At 60.2% G+C, this 21,501-nt stretch carries 15 protein-coding genes; 9 read left to right on the forward strand and 6 right to left on the reverse strand.

Going from position 1 to position 21,501, the window contains the following annotated elements; genetic code table 11:
- Nucleotides 1–141: 141 nt before the first annotated feature.
- The 3 genes from GHN92_RS13750 to GHN92_RS13760 all read left to right on the forward strand — a co-directional run bounded on the left by GHN92_RS13750 (nucleotide 142) and on the right by GHN92_RS13760 (nucleotide 6,377).
- Nucleotides 142–2,178: a TonB-dependent receptor gene (locus tag GHN92_RS13750; RefSeq protein WP_095001434.1), complete on the forward strand. Its 2,037-nt coding sequence runs from the start codon at nucleotides 142–144 to the stop codon at nucleotides 2,176–2,178.
- A gap of 285 nt (nucleotides 2,179–2,463) precedes the next feature.
- Nucleotides 2,464–3,828, forward strand: coding sequence for a carbohydrate porin (locus GHN92_RS13755; protein ID WP_153380383.1), 1,365 nt, complete (start codon nucleotides 2,464–2,466; stop codon nucleotides 3,826–3,828).
- A gap of 131 nt (nucleotides 3,829–3,959) precedes the next feature.
- A complete protein-coding gene (locus GHN92_RS13760) occupies nucleotides 3,960–6,377 on the forward strand; it encodes a glucose/quinate/shikimate family membrane-bound PQQ-dependent dehydrogenase (RefSeq protein ID WP_153380379.1) in 2,418 nt (805 codons plus the stop codon).
- Nucleotides 6,378–6,442: 65 nt separating this feature from the next.
- Here GHN92_RS13760 and GHN92_RS13765 read toward each other — a convergent pair whose 3' ends face one another.
- Nucleotides 6,443–8,785 (reverse strand): bifunctional diguanylate cyclase/phosphodiesterase, encoded by a 2,343-nt coding sequence (locus tag GHN92_RS13765; protein WP_095018353.1) that lies wholly within the window; start codon nucleotides 8,783–8,785, stop codon nucleotides 6,443–6,445.
- 460 nt (nucleotides 8,786–9,245) lie between these two features.
- On the opposite strand from GHN92_RS13765, the gene lon reads away from it, so the two are divergent.
- The 6 genes from lon (at nucleotide 9,246) to cmoB (ending at nucleotide 15,266) form a co-directional block, all read left to right on the forward strand.
- Nucleotides 9,246–11,675 (forward strand): endopeptidase La, encoded by a 2,430-nt coding sequence (lon, locus tag GHN92_RS13770; RefSeq protein ID WP_095001437.1) that lies wholly within the window; start codon nucleotides 9,246–9,248, stop codon nucleotides 11,673–11,675.
- Between the two features lie 210 nt (nucleotides 11,676–11,885).
- Nucleotides 11,886–12,380: a hypothetical protein gene (locus tag GHN92_RS13775; protein ID WP_095001438.1), complete on the forward strand. Its 495-nt coding sequence runs from the start codon at nucleotides 11,886–11,888 to the stop codon at nucleotides 12,378–12,380.
- A gap of 75 nt (nucleotides 12,381–12,455) precedes the next feature.
- On the forward strand, nucleotides 12,456–12,848 hold the full coding sequence (locus GHN92_RS13780; protein WP_088379088.1) for a protease inhibitor I42 family protein: 393 nt from the start codon (nucleotides 12,456–12,458) through the stop codon (nucleotides 12,846–12,848).
- Nucleotide 12,849: 1 nt separating this feature from the next.
- The gene (locus GHN92_RS13785) at nucleotides 12,850–13,485 is read left to right on the forward strand and encodes a lysoplasmalogenase (RefSeq protein ID WP_133144825.1); all 636 of its coding nucleotides are present in this window, start codon (nucleotides 12,850–12,852) and stop codon (nucleotides 13,483–13,485) included.
- An 84-nt stretch (nucleotides 13,486–13,569) separates the two neighbouring features.
- Nucleotides 13,570–14,313 carry a carboxy-S-adenosyl-L-methionine synthase CmoA gene (gene cmoA / locus GHN92_RS13790; RefSeq protein WP_095018350.1) on the forward strand — a complete coding sequence of 248 codons (744 nt, stop codon included), beginning with the start codon at nucleotides 13,570–13,572 and terminating at the stop codon, nucleotides 14,311–14,313.
- A complete protein-coding gene (gene cmoB, locus GHN92_RS13795) occupies nucleotides 14,310–15,266 on the forward strand; it encodes a tRNA 5-methoxyuridine(34)/uridine 5-oxyacetic acid(34) synthase CmoB (protein WP_153380381.1) in 957 nt (318 codons plus the stop codon). The genes cmoA and cmoB overlap by 4 nt, the downstream gene beginning before the upstream one ends.
- Before the next feature lie 30 nt (nucleotides 15,267–15,296).
- Here cmoB and tadA read toward each other — a convergent pair whose 3' ends face one another.
- The 5 genes from tadA to GHN92_RS13820 all read right to left on the reverse strand — a co-directional run bounded on the left by tadA (nucleotide 15,297) and on the right by GHN92_RS13820 (nucleotide 21,481).
- Nucleotides 15,297–15,785, reverse strand: coding sequence for a tRNA adenosine(34) deaminase TadA (gene tadA, locus GHN92_RS13800; RefSeq protein ID WP_095001442.1), 489 nt, complete (start codon nucleotides 15,783–15,785; stop codon nucleotides 15,297–15,299).
- Nucleotides 15,785–17,161, reverse strand: a complete 1,377-nt coding sequence (locus GHN92_RS13805) for a multicopper oxidase family protein (protein WP_133144824.1) — start codon at nucleotides 17,159–17,161, stop codon at nucleotides 15,785–15,787. The genes tadA and GHN92_RS13805 overlap by 1 nt, the downstream gene beginning before the upstream one ends.
- A gap of 233 nt (nucleotides 17,162–17,394) precedes the next feature.
- Nucleotides 17,395–17,670 carry a PTS transporter subunit EIIB gene (locus GHN92_RS13810; RefSeq protein ID WP_095001444.1) on the reverse strand — a complete coding sequence of 92 codons (276 nt, stop codon included), beginning with the start codon at nucleotides 17,668–17,670 and terminating at the stop codon, nucleotides 17,395–17,397.
- A 2-nt stretch (nucleotides 17,671–17,672) separates the two neighbouring features.
- Nucleotides 17,673–20,198, reverse strand: coding sequence for a phosphoenolpyruvate--protein phosphotransferase (ptsP, locus tag GHN92_RS13815; RefSeq protein WP_153328093.1), 2,526 nt, complete (start codon nucleotides 20,196–20,198; stop codon nucleotides 17,673–17,675).
- 59 nt (nucleotides 20,199–20,257) lie between these two features.
- Nucleotides 20,258–21,481 (reverse strand): carbohydrate porin, encoded by a 1,224-nt coding sequence (locus GHN92_RS13820; protein ID WP_095001629.1) that lies wholly within the window; start codon nucleotides 21,479–21,481, stop codon nucleotides 20,258–20,260.
- Between the last annotated feature and the right edge of the window lie 20 nt (nucleotides 21,482–21,501).

The following is a 21,501-nucleotide window of genomic DNA, read 5'->3' on the forward strand; positions in this document are numbered from 1 at the left end:
GCAACCAGTCTAGCCGTGTCCCGGGGCAGAAATGAAAGTTCCGCTTTGACAGATTAAAGTGATGTTATATTGTAACTATACCTGTCCAGTCAAAGAGCGCTCAGCGCCGCTTTCTTTCGTCACCCTGCCAAGGAACTTGTAATGTCCTCCCCTGCACTCCCGCGTCACTTGCGTCGCCTTCGTCTAACGCCGCTCGCCACCGCACTGCTGCTCGCCTCCCCGGCCTACGCCCTCGATCTGCCCCAGCAAGTCATTACCGGGAACCCCTTGGGCAACACCCAGCTGGCCTCACCCACAACGGTACTGGAAGGCGACGACCTGACCCTTAATCAGCAAGGCAGCCTGGGCGAAACCCTCAACAAACAACCCGGCGTGTCTTCGTCCTACTTCGGCCCCGGCGCTAGCCGACCGATCATTCGCGGCCTGGATGGCGACCGTATTCGCATCTTGCGCAACGGCGTCGGCGCTCTGGATGCCTCATCGCTGTCTTATGACCACGCGGTACCGCTGGACCCGGTCAACGTCGAACGAATCGAAATTGTTCGCGGCCCTGCCGCCCTGTTGTACGGCGGCAACGCCATCGGCGGCGTGGTCAACACCTTCGACAACCGTATCCCCACTACCGCCATCGACGGCATTCACGGGGCAGGCGAACTGCGCTACGGCGGTGCCGACACCACCCGCAGCAGCGCGGGCAAGCTGGAAGCCGGTGATGGCACCTTCGCCCTGCATCTGGATGCCAACGCCCGCGAGTTCAACGACCTGAAAATCCCCGGCTATGCCCGCAGCCGTCATGCCCCCGAAAGCGAAGACGGTGACGAGAAAAAAGGCCGTCTGGGTAACAGCAATGGCCGGCAGGACGGCGGTGCCGTGGGCGGTTCCTACACCTGGGAAGATGGTTACGCAGGCTTGTCGTACAGCACTTACGACGCCAACTACGGCTCACCGGCCGAGCAGGACGTACGCATCCGCATGAAGCAGGATCACTACGCCTTTGCCTCCGAAATCCGCAACCTGCAAGGCCCGTTCAGCTCGCTGAAAATAGATGCCGGCTACACCGATTACGAGCACCGCGAAATCGAGGGCGGCGAAGTCGGCACCACGTTCAAGAACAAGGGCTACGAAGCCCGCGTTGAAGCCCGCCATGTACCGATCGGCCCGGTTGAGGGTGTCATTGGCGCACAGGTCAATCGCAACGAATTTTCGGCCCTTGGTGAAGAAGCTTTCGTACCGCAAACCGACACCAACAGCGGCGCCCTGTTTGTGCTTGAAGAACTGCAGGCCACCGAGCGCCTCAAACTGAGCCTCGGCGGGCGCCTTGAGCGCACCGTGGTCGACCCGGACGCCAAGGGCAATGAGCGCTTTGCCGCGGCGGACCGTTCAAGGAGCTTCACGGCGGGCAGCCTGTCTTCAGGCGCCGTGTTCACCCTCACCCCGATCTGGTCGCTGGCGGCCACCCTGGGCTATACCGAACGCGCACCAACGTTCTACGAGCTGTACGCCAATGGCGCCCACGTCGCTACCGGCACCTATGAAGTAGGTAACGCCAATCTGTCGAAGGAAAAAGCCGTATCCAGCGACCTGGCCCTGCGCTTCGACAATGGCACCCACAATGGCAGCATCGGGGTGTTCTACAGCCACTTCTCCAATTACATCGGTCTGCTGGGTACAGGTCGTACACTGAACGACGAAGGCGAGCCAGACGCCGACGGCATTCCGGAATACACCTATTCCGGGGTTAGGGCGCGTTTCACCGGCTTTGAGGCCAAGGATCACTGGAAGCTCGGAGAAAGTGCCTATGGCAAGTTTGCACTGGAACTGTCGGGCGACTACACCCGCGCCACCAACCTCGACACCGGCGAAGCCTTGCCGCGGATTGCCCCGCTGCGCCTGAGCAGCGGCTTGCTGTGGGAAATGGACCGCTGGCAAGCACGGGTTGACGTCGAACATGCCAGCAATCAGGGCCGTGTGCCGGCCAACGAATCGGGCACTGATGGCTACACCACTCTGGGCGCCAGTGCCGGTTATCACTTCGATGTGGGCAGCAGCCAGTGGCTGGCGTTTGTCAAAGGCGACAACCTGACCAACCAGACCGTGCGTTATGCCAGTTCTATTTTACGTGACATCGCCCCCGCACCGGGGCGCGGTATCGAGGTAGGCCTGCGCACCACGTTCTAAGCTGCACAGCAGTAAATACGCGGCCTCCAATCAAGTCGGGGCGCGACAAAAGAGCCCTGGGACGAACCGTCGCAGCACACTGTTACTGAATCAGAAATGATCCATGTCACTTAAAGTGCTGTTTCTAAACGTTTCGGGGCTTTATCATTTCCGCATAAAGGGCTGAAACGATTCATTCCGCCCTTAACTCTGAAGTGTCAGCCCTGCCCTCAAAGACAGCGCTACCCACTGCCACAGCCATACCTATAAAGACTCGCATCTCGACCTATGTCCACATTCCTGAATATGCGCAAACACAGCGCGCTGCTTCCTGTTGCCGGGCAAAAAGCTCTGGCTTTGATCGGCGGCATTACCGCTCTGGGCCTGGCTACTTGCGTGCAGGCGGCCCCCGCCTTTGACGCTGACTCCAAGTGGATGCTCGGCGATTGGGGTGGTACCCGTAACGAACTGGAAAAGCAGGGTTACTCCTTTTCCCTCGACTATGTAGGCGAAGTCGGCTCCAACCTGCACGGCGGCTATGACCATGACCGCACGGCGCGCTACAGCGACCAGTTCGGCCTGGGCACGCACCTGGACCTGCAAAAGATCCTGGGCTGGGACGACGCTGAATTTCAGCTGACCATCACCCATCGCAGCGGCAACAACATCAGCAATGACCGCATCAACGATCCACGGGTGGGCGGTTTCACTTCGGCCCAGGAAGTCTGGGGCCGTGGCCAGACCACGCGCCTGACGCAAATGTGGTACCAGCAGAAATTCTTTGACCAGAAGCTCGACATCAAAGTCGGCCGCTTTGGTCAGGGCGAAGATTTCAACTCGTTCCCTTGCGATTTCCAGAACCTGGCGTTCTGCGGCTCACAGGTGGGCAACTGGGCCGGCAGCATCTGGTACAACTGGCCCGTCAGCCAGTGGGCCCTGCGGGTCAAGTATCACCTGACCCCCGAGTTGTACGCACAGGTCGGTGCCTATGAGCAAAACCCGTCCAACCTGGATCGCGGCAACGGCTTCAAGCTCAGCGGCAGCGGCACCCAGGGCGCAGTACTGCCGATCGAACTGGTGTGGACGCCAAAAATTAATGGCCTGCCAGGGGAATACCGCGCGGGTTACTACTACAGTAATGCCAAGGCAACAGATGCTTACAAAGATGCCAACGGCCAGCCAGCAGCCTTGACCGGTGAAACGTATCGCAGCAGTTCAAGCAAACACGGGATGTGGCTGGGCGTGCAACAACAGCTCACTACCCGCGCCAGCGACCAGTCGAGGGGCTTGAGTGTGTTTGCCAATGCCACCATGCACGACAAGAAAACCAATGCCGTGGACAACTACGTCCAGGCTGGCGTCGTCTACAAAGGCGTGTTCGATGCCCGTCCCAAGGACGATATCGGCTTTGCCATGGCGCGCGTTCACGTCAACCCGGCTTATCGCAAGAACGCCCAGGCCACTAACCAGGCCCGCGCCATCTACGATTTCGACAACCCGGACTACCTGCCTCCCCAGGACACTGAATACAGCGCCGAGCTGTACTACGGCATCCACGTCACCAACTGGCTGACCGTTCGACCGAACCTGCAGTACATCCGCCACCCGGGCGGCGTCAGCCAGCTGGATGACGCACTGATTGGCGGTCTGAAAATTCAAAGTGCGTTCTGACAAACGGACTGCAACAACAACCTTGAAGGTTGTGATCGAACACCTATTTAGCTGATTCACTCCCGCGTCGGTTCGTCCCTTAAAGACCCCACCCTCGCGGGAACACCTCAAACGCAACGGAGAACCACACTATGAGCACTGAAGGTGCTTTCAGTCGAAGCCGCCTGCTACCGAGCCTTCTCGGTATCTTGCTGCTGCTAATGGGCCTGGCCATGTTGGCCGGGGGTATCAAACTGGTCACGCTGGGCGGGTCGTGGTACTACCTGCTGGCCGGGATCGGTTTTGGCTTGTCGGGCGCACTGCTGATTGCCGGGCGCCGCGCAGCACTGACCCTGTACGCACTGGTACTGTTCGCCAGCACCGTATGGGCACTGATGGAAGTCGGTCTGGACTGGTGGCAACTGGTGCCACGTCTGGCCATGTGGTTCGCCATCGGTATCGTCCTGCTGCTACCATGGTTCCGTCGCCCTGTCCTGCGCGGTCAGTCGGCACCGGTTGCCACCGGCGCACTGAGCGTTGCCGTAGTGCTGGCCGGTCTGGCTGCACTGGCCAGCCAGTTCACCAGCCCGGGTGAAATCAAAGGCCAACTGGACCGTGATGCCGTACCTGGCATGACCAACGCTGCACCGGCCATGCCCGATGGTGACTGGCAGTCCTACGGTCGTACCGCCTTTGGTGACCGTTACTCGCCGCTGAAAGAAATCACCCCGCAAAATGCCCACAAGCTGGTACCAGCCTGGACATTCCGCACCGGTGACATCCCTGGTGAAGGCGATCCCGGCGAAACAACCGCCGAGAACACCCCACTGAAAGTCAACGGCATGCTGTATGTGTGTACCCCGCACAGCCAGGTCATAGCCCTTGACCCGGATACCGGTAAGGAAATCTGGCGTTACGATCCGAAGATCAGCACTCAGAACGCTGAAAACTTCAAAGGCTGGGCACACATGACCTGCCGCGGCGTGACTTATCACGACGAAAACGCCTACGCCAAAGTCAGCACTGAACAAAGCGCTGCCGAGCCTGCTGCTGCTACATCCAGCAACTCGTGCCCGCGCCGCCTGTTCCTGCCGACTGCCGACACCCGTCTGATCGCCCTGAACGCCGACACCGGTAAAGTGTGCGAAGACTTCGGCACCAATGGCGCGGTAGACCTGCGTCACAACATCGGTACCTTTGCTCCGGGTGGTTACTACTCCACCTCGCCACCTGCCGTGAGCAAAGATCTGGTCGTGATTGGCGGCCACGTGACCGACAACATTTCCAACGACGAGCCATCGGGCGTGATCCGTGCGTACGACGTACGTACCGGCAAGCTGGTATGGAACTGGGACAGCGGCAACCCGGAGAAAACCACTCCGATTGCTGAAGGCGAAACCTACACCCGTAACTCGCCAAACATGTGGTCGATGTTCGCTGTCGACGAAGACCTCGGCATGCTGTACCTGCCGATGGGTAACCAGACGCCTGACCAATATGGTGGCGACCGTACCGAAGATTCCGAGCGTTATGCCGCTGGCATCACCGCCCTGGACATCAACACCGGTAAAGTCCGCTGGTACCGTCCGCTTACTCACCATGACCTGTGGGACATGGACGTAGGTGGTCAACCAACCCTGATGGACCTGAAAACCGCCGATGGCGTGAAACCGGCCCTGCTGGCTTCCACCAAACAAGGCAGCATCTACGTGATGGACCGTCGCACTGGCGAAGCCATTGTGCCGATCACCGAGGTTCCGGCCCCGGGCGGCGCTGTTGAAGGTGACCACACTGCACCGACACAGCCACGTTCTGACCTGAACATGATTCCTCCGGTCTTGACCGAACGCGACATGTGGGGCGTAACCCCATTCGACCAGATGCTGTGCCGGATCAACTTCAAGTCCCTGCGCTATGACGGCATGTACACCCCGCCATCGCTGCAAGGCTCGATCGTGTATCCAGGCAACTTCGGCGTGTTTGACTGGGGTGGCATTTCGGTTGACCCGGTTCGCCAGATTGCCTTCCTGAACCCGAGCTACATGGCGTTCACCTCCAAGCTGGTTCCGCAGGCCGACGTGGCTGCAATGGGCCCGCGCAAAGGCGAAACCTCCGGCGTTCAACCGAACAAAGGCGCACCTTACGGCGTGATCCTGGAGCCACTGTTGTCGCCACTGGGCCTGCCTTGCCAGGCACCGGCGTGGGGTTATGTTGCTGCAGTCGACCTGACCAACAACGAAGTGATCTGGAAACACAAAAACGGCACCGTGCGTGACAGCTCGCCGGTACCGATCCCGTTGTCCATGGGTGTTCCAAGCCTGGGCGGGACCTTCACCACCGCAGGTGGTGTGGCCTTCCTGAGCGGTACCCTTGACCAGTACCTGCGTGCTTACGACGTAAGCAACGGTAAAGTACTGTGGGAAGGTCGCCTGCCTGCTGGCGGCCAGACCACCCCGATGACCTACACCGGCAAGGACGGCACTCAATATGTGCTGGTCATGGCGGGCGGTCACGGCGGCCTGGGCACCAAAAAAGGTGACTATGTAATGGCGTTCAAACTGGCTGAGTAAGATTTACAGCTGGTATTGAAAAAGGCGGCTATCGAGAGATAGCCGCCTTTTTTGTGAGCCCGGTTTTAAACCGTTGCCCGCAATTTCCACACCCAGGCCTCGAACGCCACGGCCTCCATTGGCCGACTGATCAGATAGCCCTGGGCCGTATCACAGTGCCAGCGCTCGAGCAGTTCAAGGGTATGCTGATACTCCACGCCTTCAGCCACCACCTTGAGCCCCAGGTTGTGGCTCATTTCGATGGTCGAACGCACGATCACCGCGTCCTCGCTGGTTTCGTCCAGGTTGCGGATAAACGATTGATCGATTTTCAGCTCTTGCACCGGCAAGCGCTTGAGATGCGCCAGCGACGAGTAACCGGTGCCAAAGTCATCCACCGACAAGCTGATCCCGCCGTCACGCAACTTTTCCAGCACGTTGAGCGAGTGTTCGGGGTCGCGCATGGCCGTGCTTTCGGTGATTTCGAATATCAGTTGCTCAGCCGACAACTGATAACGCTTGAGCAGGCGCTCGACAGTCATCAACAGATTTTCACCGTGCAAATCCTCCGCCGAGATATTCAGCGACAGCTGCATATGCAGGCCCTTGCGGTTCCACGCGGACAACTGACGGATACCTTCCTCGATGACCCAGCCCGTCAGCAGGAACATGCTGCCCGTGCGCTCAGCCAGTGGAATAAATTCCGCCGGCGAGACCATGCCCAGTTCCGGGTGTTGCCAGCGCAACAGCGCTTCAGCCTGGCGCACATGGCCACTGCGGATATCCATTTTGGGCTGATAATACAGCTGTAACTGGCCATCGCTGGCGGCACTGCGCAAGTCCCGGATCAGCTGGATTTGCCGTTGGTGGGCGAGGTCACGGTCCTGCTGATACACCTGCAAATAACCCGGCAAGGCGGCGGCATCCCGGCATGCAATCGCAGCACGGCTGATCAGTTCTTCAGCGCTCTGCCCATTGAGCGGGTAGATCGCAATGCCCATGCAGACTTCCAGCAACACCTCGTGCCCATCAATGCTCAGCGGACGCTTGAGCAATGCGTACAACCTGTCAGCCAGCGCAACACCCACATCGACCTGGGTGCTTTCAAGCAGTAACAAGAACTCGTTGCCGGTGATGCGTGCTGCCGTATCGCGCTCACGCAGAGCGTCGAGCATCACGCGGGCGGACTCACGCATGATCCGCTCCCCACCCTCGGGGCCGAAGCTCTCATTGATCACACGATAATTTTCGATCCCCAGGTAAATCAGCACCACGCCGCGCCTTGCGCTGATGGCACTGCCCAGGCGTTCCATGGCCAGGGCGCGGTTGGGCAAACCGGTAAGCGGGTCGTGCAGGGCGTTATGTGCCAGCTGCTGCTCGCGCACGGCAATCCCGCTTTGCATGGCATTGATCGCCTTGGCCAGAAACCCCAGTTCGTCCCTGCGTGTAAGCTCTACCGGCGTTTCGTAGTTGCCCCGGCCAATGCGCTGCGCAGCCTCCGCCAACAGGCTGACCGGCCGCGAAACCGCCCGCGCCAGCCACAAGGCGCCGAGCAATGAAGCCAGCAAAGCCCCCAGGGATATCCACAGAAACTTGCGATCCAGCGAGTCGAATGCCTGCATCGTCTGATCCAGCGGGCTTTGCAGCACCGCCATGACTTGGCCGTTGCCCGGGTCACCGGAGTTGGCGAGTTGCAGCATCTGGCCAAGAAAGCGCCGGCCGTGGAATTCGCTGAAATGGATTGTCGAGCCCGGCGTATGCTCCTGCACGAATTCAATAATGCTGGCGCTCATGAAGTCCGGCTGCGTGCTGCTCAGTATTCCGCTTTCGCCTGGCTTGACCGTCATAAACGACACTTCAAGGTTGCTCAGGGAGCTCAATTCATGGGCAAACACGTCGTCCATCGGCATCCCCGAGACCACGCGCACCACAGGCAAAGGGCCCAGCACCACCCCTTGCACCAGCATGTACGGGCGCCCTGCCAGGATGCCGATGACCATGGTCTGGGTGTTGCGACGGGCCAGCCGCAGAGCCTTGGCATAAGGAAATGCCTGCCCCGCTGGCAGGCCCTTGAGGGTGCTGGTGATGATATTGCCGTCCAGATCCAGCACAAACAGCTCACTGCCATGCAGGCTCGCCTCGAACTCCTGCAGGGCGTGCTCTATCAGCGAGGGGCTGCCTTTGATCGTCGCCTCACGGAAATCCGAGTCATTGGTCAGCCAGTTGAGGCCGTACTGGATACGCCGCCAGCGCAGATCCATAAAGCGCTCGAACACCCGGGTTCCGGTCTTGAGCTGCTCTTGCGCCTGATCGCTGGCCACGGTAATGGTCACGGCTTTAACGGCGAAGTACACCGCACCGATCACCAACAGCAGGAGCAAGGCAAGAAACAGGCTGATACGCGCCTGAAAACTGTTGCGCAACTTCATGCTGCGCCCTCAATCCATTGAGTGAATGCCAATGGCCACATAAGCGCTCCCGCGACTTCCTTGAAAAAGCCATACCGGTGGCCTTCCAATCCATCTTTGTTGTTATGGATCCAACTGCTGCAGACAGAAGATCACCCATTAATTTCGGGCCGTCTACTGTCAAGTTGTTGGCGACAAAGGCCTATCGCACGGGGGTTTGACGGATTATTTCTTCAATCGACGTGCAAGCAGTTGTTCTGCCGCCGAGGAAGGCGTGAGGCTGGGTTTGATTGCGAAGCGACCATGAAATACGGGCACGAGAATGACCTGATCGTCGGTCAAGCTCCCACAGTTGAATATTCCCTGTACCCGCCTATCCGTCTACGGGGTTTCTTCTCCTTACACATGAAAATCTGTTCACCATTGAAACCACTGGCACCGCGCCCCATCTAACATCCATACCCAATTGCGCAGGTGCCCCATGAGCGACCAGCAAGAGTTTCCGGACAACACCACTGAGTACACCGATGTAGAACACACTGAATCCGAACACCATCCACATTCTGGAGGGACTGAATTGGCATTGCCGGAGCAGAATCTGCCGGACAAGGTTTACATCATTCCGATTCACAATCGGCCGTTCTTCCCGGCACAAGTGCTGCCGGTCATCGTCAATGAAGAACCCTGGGCCGAGACCCTGGAACTGGTCAGCAAATCCCCCCATCACTCCCTGGCGCTGTTTTTTGTCGACACGCCCCCTGATGACCCTCGCCACTTCGACACCAAAAGCCTGCCGGAATACGGCACCCTGGTGAAGGTGCATCACGCCAGCCGCGAAAACGGCAAGTTGCAGTTTGTGGCCCAGGGCCTGAGCCGCGTGCGTATCAGCATGTGGCTCAAGCATCACCGTCCGCCGTATCTGGTTGAGGTCGAGTACCCGCAGCAGCCCAAGGAGCCCACCGACGAGGTGAAGGCCTACGGCATGGCGCTGATCAATGCGATCAAGGAGCTGCTGCCGCTCAACCCGCTGTACAGCGAAGAGCTGAAAAACTACCTCAATCGTTTTAGCCCGAATGATCCGTCGCCGCTGACCGATTTCGCAGCGGCCCTGACGTCTGCCACCGGCAACGAGCTGCAACAGGTGCTCGATTGCGTGCCGATGCTCAAACGCATGGAAAAAGTGCTGCCCATGCTGCGCAAGGAGGTCGAGGTAGCGCGGCTGCAAAAAGAGATTTCAGCCGAAGTTAACCTTAAGATCGGCGAACATCAGCGCGAATTCTTCCTCAAGGAACAGCTCAAGGTCATCCAGCAGGAGCTCGGGCTGACCAAGGATGATCGCAGCGCCGATATCGAACAGTTCAAGCAGCGCCTTGAAGGCAAGACCCTGCCGACCCAGGCGCAAAAGCGCATTGATGACGAGATCAACAAACTGTCGATCCTGGAAACCGGGTCGCCGGAATACGCCGTGACCCGTAACTACCTGGACTGGGCGTCGTCGGTGCCCTGGGGCGTGCTGGGTGAAGACAAGCTCGACCTCAAACACGCCCGCAAGGTGCTCGACGCCCATCATGCCGGCCTTGATGACATCAAGGATCGCATCCTCGAATTCCTCGCCGTCGGGGCCTACAAAGGCTCGGTCAGCGGTTCGATCGTACTGCTGGTCGGCCCGCCGGGCGTGGGCAAAACCAGTATCGGCAAGTCGATCGCCGAGTCCCTGGGTCGCCCGTTCTACCGTTTCAGCGTCGGCGGCATGCGCGACGAGGCCGAGATCAAGGGCCATCGCCGCACCTACATCGGCGCCCAGCCGGGCAAACTGGTGCAGGCACTGAAAGATGTTGAAGTAATGAACCCGGTGATCATGCTCGACGAAATCGACAAGATGGGCCAGAGCTTCCAGGGCGACCCCGCTTCGGCCTTGCTGGAAACCCTCGACCCGGAACAGAACGTCGACTTCCTCGACCATTACCTCGACCTGCGCCTCGATCTGTCCAAAGTGCTGTTTGTATGTACCGCCAACACCCTGGACTCGATCCCCGGCCCGTTGCTCGATCGTATGGAAGTGATTCGCCTCTCGGGTTACATCACGGAAGAAAAAGTCGCGATCGCCAAGCGTCATCTGTGGCCAAAACAGCTCGAAAAAGCAGGCGTGGCCAAAGACAAACTGAGCATCAGCGACAGCGCCCTGCGCGCGGTGATTGACGGTTATGCCCGCGAAGCCGGGGTGCGCCAGCTGGAAAAACAACTGGGCAAACTGGTACGCAAGGCCGTGGTCAAGCTGCTGGCAGACCCCAAAGCCGTGATCAAGATCGGCCCCAAAGACCTTGAAGCTTCACTGGGCATGCCGGTGTTCCGTAACGAACAGGTCATCAGCGGTACCGGGGTGATTACCGGCCTGGCCTGGACCAGCATGGGCGGAGCGACGCTGCCGATCGAGGCAACACGTATTCACACCCTCAATCGCGGCTTCAAGCTGACCGGGCAACTGGGTGAAGTGATGAAAGAGTCGGCTGAAATCGCCTACAGCTACATCAGCTCAAACCTGAAGCAATTTGGCGGCGATCCGAAGTTCTTCGATGAAGCTTTTGTCCACCTGCATGTGCCTGAAGGGGCCACGCCCAAAGATGGCCCCAGCGCAGGCGTGACCATGGCCAGCGCCCTGCTGTCGCTGGCTCGCAATCAGCCGCCGAAAAAAGGCATCGCCATGACCGGCGAATTGACCCTGACCGGGCATGTGTTGCCGATTGGCGGCGTGCGCGAAAAAGTAATTGCGGCGCGCAGGCAAAAAATCAACGAACTGATTCTGCCCGAACCGAACCGCGGGCATTTCGAAGAGCTGCCCGATTATCTGAAGGAAGGCATCACCGTACACTTTGCCAAGCGCTTTACCGATGTGGCCAAGGTGCTGTTTTAAAACTGTTTGTAGGCCCTGACTTGCCTGCGATTGCCTCACTGCGGCTAATCAGGCAAGTCGGGCTTAAAGCAACACAGTTCGAATATTGGATCCAAAATTCCACGCAAGTCGCGTACTAGACACGTCTACTGTCATTTATGACAGTAGACGGTTGTTCATTTCCCATCCTTAATAGAGCTAATTCCCACAAAAATAATGCAGGAAAAGAATATGGCACTTCATCATCCTGTATATGAGAACCCGGATGTCCTGAGGCTCAAGGAGTCAGGACAAAAAATCTTCAACCCCAGAACCCGGGGAGAACTCAAGGCCGAACTGCTGGATCGTCCCGCGTTTACCGCGCAGGAAATGACCTTTGCCAGCAGCCAGAAAAAAATCGTCATTACCGGTGAGTTCGATGACTTTGGCTCAACCGCTTATCGCGCGGTTGCGTTCACCCTGGATATCAATATCCAGTCGGGTATCTACCGGTTCCAAAAAGACGAACACGGCCCCATCCTGTCCATGTCCTACATCGAGTGCGTTGAAATCGATGGCCGCCAGGTGTATCACTTGAATCAGGCCGATGTCGGCACCCTGCACCTGAGCGTGGTCGAGAGTTGCTACAGCGCCCGGCTGTTCACCATGGAAGGCCTGGACCACAACAGCAACAGCATGGAGATGTGCGGCGAATTCAGCATCAGCCCGCCCCACGCCTCTTTCTGATCGGCAGGCGACGAATGGCGCAGCTCCCTTCATGGGTTATGCTGCGCCCTTGTGTTTGCCTGACCGGAGCCTTCAATGCCCCCTGTACGCCTTATCCCCCTGCTTGGCCTCAGCCTGCTGACGGCCTGTGCCCAACAGCCTGCACACAACGTTACGCTCGAAGATCAAAGCGACTGCCCCCAGCAACTGCATGTGGGCCAGCAACTGATCCTGTCGTTGCCGAGCAACCCCACCACCGGCTACCGCTGGGCCATTCAAGACTCTGCAGGCGGCGTGCTGCGCAGCCTGGGCCCGGAGGTCTACACCAGCAGCGATAATGGCCAGTTGCTGGGCAGCGGTGGTCAATCGACATGGCGCTTTCAGGTATTTGCCCCTGGCAGCGGGCGCCTGCGCCTGACCTCTCAGCAACCGTGGGAGCCCGAAGCCGAGCCTGCGCAGGTGTTCGACTGCCCGATTACGGTGAACTGATATGGCGTGGCTGATCCTTGCGATCATGGGTGCTGTCACCTACCTCTATGGCGTCAGCACGCACGCCATGGTGCTGTGCCTGCTGACCAAGCCCGTACCGGTACTGGCATTGCTCGGCTGGCTGCACAGCGGGCCTGTCAGCCCCTATCGACACTGGATCAGCATAGGCCTGGGATTTTCCCTGCTGGGCGACATTCTGCTGGCCTGGCCACAGGACCTGTTTGTATTTGGCCTTGGGGCGTTTTTGTTTGCCCACCTGGCCTATCTCAAGGCCTACCTGGTGGACTGCCGCCGCGCAGCCGTGCCGGCCTTGATCCTGGCACTGCTTGCCGGTGGCAGCTTGTTGAGTGTCATGGCCACCCAGGGCCTGGGCGATTTGCTGGTGCCCGTGGGCGTCTACGCCCTGGCCATCAGCGCCATGCTCTGGCGCGCCCTCGCCCGCCTCGGCAGCGGCGTACCGAAACACTCGGCCTGGCTGGCAGCCGCCGGGGCGCTGGCGTTTGTGGTCTCGGACAGCCTGATCGGCATCGATCGCTTTGTGCAACCGTTCAGCGCCGCGCCCTACCTGATCATCCTCAGTTACTGGCTGGGCCAGTGGGGCATTGCCGCCTCGGTGTTTTCCCAGGGCAAACGCTGAACGCTTTATCAGACAGACCGCGCATCCCGGCGCCAACTTGGCTAAAATGCCGCCCCTTTTGAAAATTCCACCGCCGGAACCGCCGTGAGCAAAGAACCCGACCGTATTTTCGCCCAGCCCCTGACCCAGGTGCCGGACTTCGCCTTCAACGAAGACGTTGTGCGGGTGTTCCCGGACATGATCAAACGCTCGGTGCCCGGCTACCCGACCATTGTCGAGAACCTTGGCGTGCTCGCCGCCCAGTTCGCCCGGCCCGACAGCGTACTGTACGACCTGGGTTGCTCACTGGGCGCCGTCACCCAGGCCCTGCGCCGCCATGTGCGCACTGAAGGCTGCAAGGTGATTGCGGTGGACAATTCGGCGGCAATGGTCGAGCGCTGCCGCGAGTACCTCAATGGGCAGAACTCGATGTTTCAGGAGCTGCTGCCGGTTGAAGTCATCGAAGGCGACATCCTGGCCCTGGCGTTCGAGCCGGCCTCGGTGGTGGCGCTGAACTTCACCCTGCAATTCATCGCTCCAGAAGAGCGCCTGGCGCTGCTGGGCCGTATCCGCCAGTCGCTGCTGCCTGGCGGTGCCCTGATCCTTTCTGAAAAGCTGCGTTTCAGCGACCCCGAAGAGCACGGGCTGCTGACTGATCTGCATGTGGCGTTCAAGCGCGCCAACGGCTACAGCGATCTGGAGATCGCACAAAAGCGCAGCGCCATCGAAAACGTCATGAAGCCCGACAGCCTCGAAGAACACCGCGAACGCCTGCTGGCGGCCGGGTTCTCGAAAGTCGTGCCGTGGTTCCAGTGTCTTAACTTTGCCTCGTTGATTGCCTTGCCATGATTGATCTGTCCCCACTTGCCCGGCGTCTGGCCGGCACTCCATTGGCTGAATGGGCCAACACCCTGCAAGCCCAGCTCGACGTCAAGATGGATAAAGGCCACGGCGACCTGGAGCGCTGGCAAAGCGCGCTGGATGCCTTGCCCGACGTCAAACCGAGCGAAATCGACCTGTTGAACGGCCTGACCCTGGACACCGACTGCGACGACGCCACCCGTGCACAGATGAGCGAAGCCCTGATGGGCCTGTCACCGTGGCGCAAAGGCCCGTTCGACCTGTTTGGCGTTCACGTCGATACCGAGTGGCACTCGGACTGGAAATGGTCGCGGGTCGCGCCGCATGTCGACCTCAAGGGCAAGCGCATCCTCGATGTGGGCTGCGGCAACGGCTACTACATGTGGCGCATGCTCGGCGCAGGCGCCCACAGCGTAATCGGCGTCGACCCCAACTGGCTGTTCTTCTGCCAGTTCCAGGCCGTGCAACGCTTTTTGCAGCAGGAAGCGGCGTGGCACCTGCCGTTTCCTTTCGAAGACCTGCCGCCGAACCTGGAAGGTTTCGACACTGTATTTTCCATGGGTGTGTTCTACCACCGCCGTTCGCCCATCGAGCATTTGCTGGCATTGAAAGACTGCCTGGTCAAAGGCGGCGAACTGGTGCTGGAGACCCTGGTGATCGAAGGTGACGTGAACCAGGTGCTGGTGCCGGAAGACCGCTACGCGCAGATGCGCAACGTGTGGTTTCTGCCCTCGATCCCGGCGCTGGAGCGCTGGTTGCGCCGTGCCGGTTTCAGCGATGTGCGCTGCGTCGACGTGAGCGTCACCACCGTTGAAGAGCAACGTGCCACCGAGTGGATGAAGTACCAGTCGTTGAGCGACTACCTGGACCCGAACGACCACAGCAAAACCATCGAAGGCCTGCCGGCGCCAATGCGTGCGGTGATTGTGGCCAGGAAGTAACACACGCCCTTCACCCCTGTGGGAGCGGGCTCAGCGAGCCCTTCTGGCCTTGAAGAACTCGCTGAGGATCGCCCCGCACTCTTCAGCCAATACCCCGCCTTCATACAGCACCCGGTGATTCAAAAAGCCCTGGGTGAAAAACTGCCCCTGGCTTTGCACAATCCCGGCCTTGGGCTCCAGCGCGCCATACACCACCCGTGCCACCCGGGCGTGCACGATCAGCCCCGCACACATGCTGCATGGCTCCAGCGTCACGTACAGCGTGCTGCCCGGCAGCCGGTAGTTGCTGACAGCCGTCGCTGCATCACGGATGGCCATCATTTCGGCATGAGCACTGGGGTCGCTGCCGCTGATCGGGCAATTAAAGCCACGGCCGATGACTTCACCGTCCTGCACCAGCACCGCACCCACCGGCACTTCACCCAGCGCTGCGCCTTGAGCGGCCAGCGCCAGCGCTTCGCGCATAAAGTCTTGATCGCGGCTGCGGTCGATAATCAGGGGTTGACGCCCTTGTCGCATCAGGAAACCTCAATAGCGGCCATCAGGCCGGTTTCCATGTGATCAATCACATGGCAGTGGAACATCCACACGCCAGGATTATCCGCCACCAGCGCCACGCGGGCACGTTCGTTTTTGCCCAGCAGATAGGTGTCAGTAAAATACGGAATGATTTTTTTGCGATTGGAGGCCAGCACCTTGAAACTCATGCCATGCAAATGGATGGGGTGCTGGTACTGGGTCATGTTCTTCAATTCAAAGATATAGCTCTGACCCAGCTTGAGTTTGGCAATCGGTCGGTCAGCGCAGGTCTTGTCCTTGATATCCCAGGCCACACCGTTGATCTGCCAAAGGCTCGGAGGCTGATCCGGGCCCAGGTTCTCGGACATCGAACCGACCCACTCAAAGTTGAAGTTGATCTTCTCGGCATTGGCCACGTCGGGCTCGGCAATCGGGTTGGCGGGCAACGCCGGTGGCCACTCGCCCGGTGCATCGGTGCTGGCGACCGAACGCAAAGTGCCCAGCCGTACCGGGCCGTCACGCAACGACAGTTCTTCACCGGCGGGCGGGGCCTTGATTGCCAGGCAAATACGCATGCCCGGGCCCAGCCAGTAATCCTTGCCCAACGGCCTTGGCTCGATGGGGTTGCCGTCCAGCGCGTAGATCATCGCTTCCACGCCGGGGATATTCAGGCGATAGGTCAGGGTGTTGTCGAGGTTGAGAATACGCACGCGGGTGATCTGCCCTGCAGGCAGGTCGATGGTCGGCACATGGCTGCCATTGATGGTCGACAGGCGCCCCGCCGTACCGCCACGGGCCGCTTCGCGGGTGATGCTGAACGGCAGGAAGCCGCCCTCTTCATCGACGTGCCAGCTCTTGATGCTCAGGGTGCGCTCGTGCTTGAAGCCGGTAGGCTCGCGCTCTTCGACGATCAGCGGGCCGACCAGGCCACGACCCAGCTCTTCGCTGCTGTTGACGTGGGGGTGATACCAGTAGCTGCCGGCATCGGGCACGCGGAACTTGTAGTCGAAGTATTCTCCGGGCAATACCGGTAGTTGCGAGACGTAGGGGACGCCGTCCATTTCCAGGGGCAGGCGGATACCGTGCCAGTGGATGGTGGTTGCGACTGGCAGATGGTTGATAAAGCGCACCCGCAGCCATTCACCCTGACGCACGCGCAGCTCGGTACCTGGAGCCGATGGACCGAACGCCCAGGCCTGGGTGATATGGCCGGGCACCAGCTCGACGTCCAGTGGCGCGCTGATCAGTTCGTAATCGTGGCCGGCGTTCTCGGCAGCCACCTTGCCCAGCCAGTAACGCGAAGCGCCTCCTGCGCCAACACCCACCACTACCAGGCCGGCCAGACCACCGAGTATTTGTCGACGGGTAAAGGACATGGATTCAACTACCTCTCGTATCCGGCGCGGGCGTTGGGCCCGCAAAAGGCGAATACGATACACCTGCAATTGCGAAACAGTAAGGGCGGGGTGGCGAAGGGTCACAGCTGGCAGGCAAACACAGCCTGTGGGAGCGGGCTTGCTCGTGATTGGATCGCTGCGGTGTTGCAGGTACACCACAGTGCTGTCATCGCGAGCAAGCCCGCACCCACCTAAGGGCCGCAGGACGGGGTTTACAACCCCACCACCAGATGCACCACCCCACCCGGCAGGCTCAGGATCCCGGGCACACCCGCCACACGCAGGGCTTGCGGATCCAGGCGGGTGATATCGGCCAGCTCCACACGGATCCGGGTCAAGGCCACCCGCTGCTCGGTCTTGATATTGCCGCTCCCGCCCAGCGCAGCCAGCACCGTTTTATCCAGTGTCGACACCGGTTTAGCGGGCTCATCCACCACCAGATCGGGTGTCAGGGCCTTCCAGAATGCTTTAAGCGCTTTATCGAACATGTTCAGGACTCCAACTCGGTCATGGGTTGCACCAATGGCTGCAATGCAGCCCGCACCTGCCCGGCACTCTCCAGGCCCAGCGCGCGCTGCGCCAGGGCCTGGCACGCGACGAAATCCAGCTCTCGAACCCGCGCCTTGATACTCGGGATCAACGGCACGCTCACTGACAACTCATCGACACCCAGCCCCAGCAGCAATGGTACCGCCAGCGTCTCGGAGGCCAGTGCGCCGCACACCCCGACCCATTTGCCGTGGGCATGGGCGGCCTTGACAGTGGTGGCGATCAGGCGCAGCACCGCCGGGTGCAAGCTGTCGGCCTGGCTGGCCAGACGCGGATGGTCCCGGTCCATCGCCAGGGTGTACTGGGTCAGGTCATTGGTACCAATGGAGAAAAAATCCACCTCGGGGGCAAACAGATCCGCCATCAACGCTGCTGCCGGCACTTCGATCATGATGCCCAGTTTTGGCAGGGTCTTGATCCCCAGCGCCAGCGCCTGCTCCTCGAGCAACTGGCGGGCCATGCGCAACTCGGACAGCTGCGTGACCATCGGCAACATAATGTGCAGACGGGTCAGGTCGGCACTGGCCAGAATCGCGCTGAACTGCTCACGCAACAGGTGTGGACGCTCAAGGCACAAGCGGATTCCGCGCATGCCCAAAAATGGATTGGCCTCGTGTGCCATCGGTACATAGGCCAGTGGTTTGTCGCCGCCCACATCCAGCGTGCGCACCACCAGATTGTGCCCGGTACCCACGACACCGGCGATGGCGCTGTAAGTGGCAACCTGCTCGGCATGGCTGGGGGGGCTGCTGCGTTCCAGATAAAGGAACTCGGAGCGCAGTAAGCCGACCCCTTCTGCCCCCAGGCTCACCGCTTGCTCTGCCTCGGCCAGGGACGCGATATTGGCGCTGACTTCGATACGTACCCCGTCACGGGTACTGGCTGGCTGTGCCGCCTGCTGCAAATCCTGCTGCTGACGCTTGTGCTGAAGGGCACGCTGGAGGGTGAGCTGGCGGATCCGCTGCGGATCCGGCTCCAGGTGCAGCTGCCCCTGATCCGCATCGAGCAACACCTCGGTTCCGTTAGCCAGCGCCAGCACCTGTGGCGACATACCGCAAAGTGCCGGCAAGCCCAGCGCCCGGGCCAGAATCGCCACATGACTGCTGGCACCGCCACCGACCGTGGCAAAGCCTGCAACCTTGCGGGTATCCAGGGTTGCGGTCTGCGACGGGGTCAGTTGCTCGGCAATCAGGATGGCCAGATCCGGCAACTCCAGTGCGCAGTCCTGAACCCCGAGTATCAGTTTGAGTACGCGCTGGCCGACATCGTCCAGATCCAGCGCGCGCTCGGCCAACAAGCGATTGCCCAGGCCTTTGAACAGGGTCGCGGTTTCGTGTGTGGCACTCTGCCAGGCGAATGCTGCGCTCTTGCCCTGCTCGATCAGCCCGAAAGCCTGCTCCAGCAAAGAGGGGTCTTCCAGCAGCTCCTGGTGAGCGTTGAAAATCTCGGCCTGAGCCTTGCCCTGTGTGTTGTCGCACAGCGTTTGCAACTGCGCGGTGGCTCCTGCCAGGGCCTGTTGCAACTGCTCGCGCTCGTGGCGCTGGTCGGTTGCCAGTTCGCTGATCTGCAACACGCTTTCTGTCAGTTGCACAACATGACCGAAGGCCGAACCCGGTGACGCACAGACCCCGCGCAATTCGTTGCTGGCCACAGGCTCCGGCACTGCTACTGGCTGCGCTTCGGGCGCCACAGCCACGACCGATTCGCCGCAACCCTCAGCCAGCAGTTCACTCAGCACCTTGAGCGCTTGCTCGGCATCTGAGCCGCAGGCACTGAGGTAAACGCTGTCGCCGCAAACCGCCTGCAGGGCCATGATCGCTACCAGCGACTTGGCATTGGCGCTCTCACCCTGTTTGTGCAAATGAAGGGTTGCCGCAAAGCCTTTCGCCGCCTGGGCGAGCACCGCTGCAGGACGGGCGTGCAAGCCGTTGGGGTTGGGCAGACGCTGCGGCTGGGAACGCTGGGTATCGCCGGCTTGCACCTCGGCCACTGTCTCGGCCTGCCCCAGTTGCAGACGCAGCAGCGGCTGGCCCGTTTCGACCAGAACGCCACCTGGTGACGGGGCCACAAAAGGTTCGCCGCTGACCACCAGCATCAGCGTCAACAGGCTGCGGGCATGCAGGGCGATGTAGTCTGCATCGAACTCGATCAGCGCCTGCCCCGCTGTCACCTGCTGGCCCTCCTCGACCAGCGCCGTAAAGCCTTTGCCGCCCAGGTTGACGGTATCCAGACCAATATGCAGCAACACCTGCACGCCATTGGCATGGGTGATGCTGATGGCGTGGCCGGTGTGTTGCAAGTTACTGATCACCCCGGCCAGCGGCGCACAAAGCACCTGCGACGTCGGATCGATACACAGGCCGTCGCCTATCAGGCGACTGGCAAACACCGGGTCGGGCACGTTATCCAGCGCCATCAGCACACCGGACAGCGGTGCCAGCAATTCCACTTGTTGGGATGTGACCATAACTTCACCTGCAGTTGATTCGGTTAAATGCCGATGGAGCGCGAGCCCCGACAGCTCGCTTACTTCCACCAGTACTCGACTTGCAAACCTGCGTTGGAACCGTGACGGGCCGAACCGAATGCACCGCTGTCGGAGAGCGCCGAGCCTGCATCAAACTCATTGGCGGCGCGCTGTGCCGCAGCGTTCCAGCTGGCATAGGTGTAATACAAACGCACTTCCGGGCGCGTCCAGAAACCTGGGCCCTTGGGTGACCAGGTGGGCGCGAAAGTGAACTTGCTCAACTTGCGCGTACCGTCCGCGGCCTTGACCTGATCGTGCCCCAGCTCGGTGACCAGCTTGAACTGCTCACTGATCGCGTAAGTCGGGCGCACGCCCAAAGACAGCCACTCCTGATTGCCGCCGTCGGGGCGAAAATCCTTCTGGTACACCGCCTCCACCTGCCCGCCGAAACGCGGCGTCACTTGCCAGTCGAAAAACTCGACGATGCGATAACGCTTGCTGCTGTTATCCAGGCGAAAGTCGCCGGTATAGCCCAGGCCGGTGCCCGAGCCTTCGCCGTACTGCACGGCAAACTTGTTCTTGCCCCCCAGAAACTCGCTCTGCACATGCTGCGCGGTAATGGCCCAGCCACTGTGGGCGTCAGTGCGCTCGGGCTTGTCCAGATAACTGAGGCCCAACTCCAGCTCACCGCCGGGGTTGGTGTTGAAACCGGCCACGTTGAAGTCGTGGCGAGTCACATAGTTTTCCTGGTACAGGTTGTCTTTGCGCGACAGGGCGTAGCTGTATTTCAGGCCACCGATCAGTACATCCTCGATACCGGCACCGGTGGCGCTCTGGTTCCAGTAGTAGAAGTCGGAAATATGGATGTCGTTACGCTTGTAGTAACGGCGCCCGGCCCACAGTGAGCCGCCGTTGAGACCCGGCAGGTTCGACCACTGCGCGTACAGTTGCGGCAGACGCGCCGAACCGTTGTCGCCCTGGAAAGTCAGCTGGCGGTCGTATTGGTTGTACAGCGAGGCCATGCCATCGACGCTCAGTACCGAGCCATCGTCAAAGCTGTACACGTCCTGGCGCAGTTCCAGCTCGGCGTATTGTTCGCACTCGTTGCCCAGCCGGTACTTGGCCTCGGCACCGGGCAGCTTGAAGCAGGATTGCTTGCCGCCATTGAGCGAGTTGCCCACGCCACTGCGCAAATACCCGGCGAACTCCAAAGCGCTGGCCGACAACGGTGCCAGCAGGCACAGGCTGGCGATACAGATGCTGTAGTTGAGTGAAGATTTCATGGAACGACCTTTTTTATTGT

It is taken from the genome of Pseudomonas sp. FSL R10-2964 (genome assembly GCF_009600035.1).
GTDB lineage: Bacteria > Pseudomonadota > Gammaproteobacteria > Pseudomonadales > Pseudomonadaceae > Aquipseudomonas > Aquipseudomonas bubulae.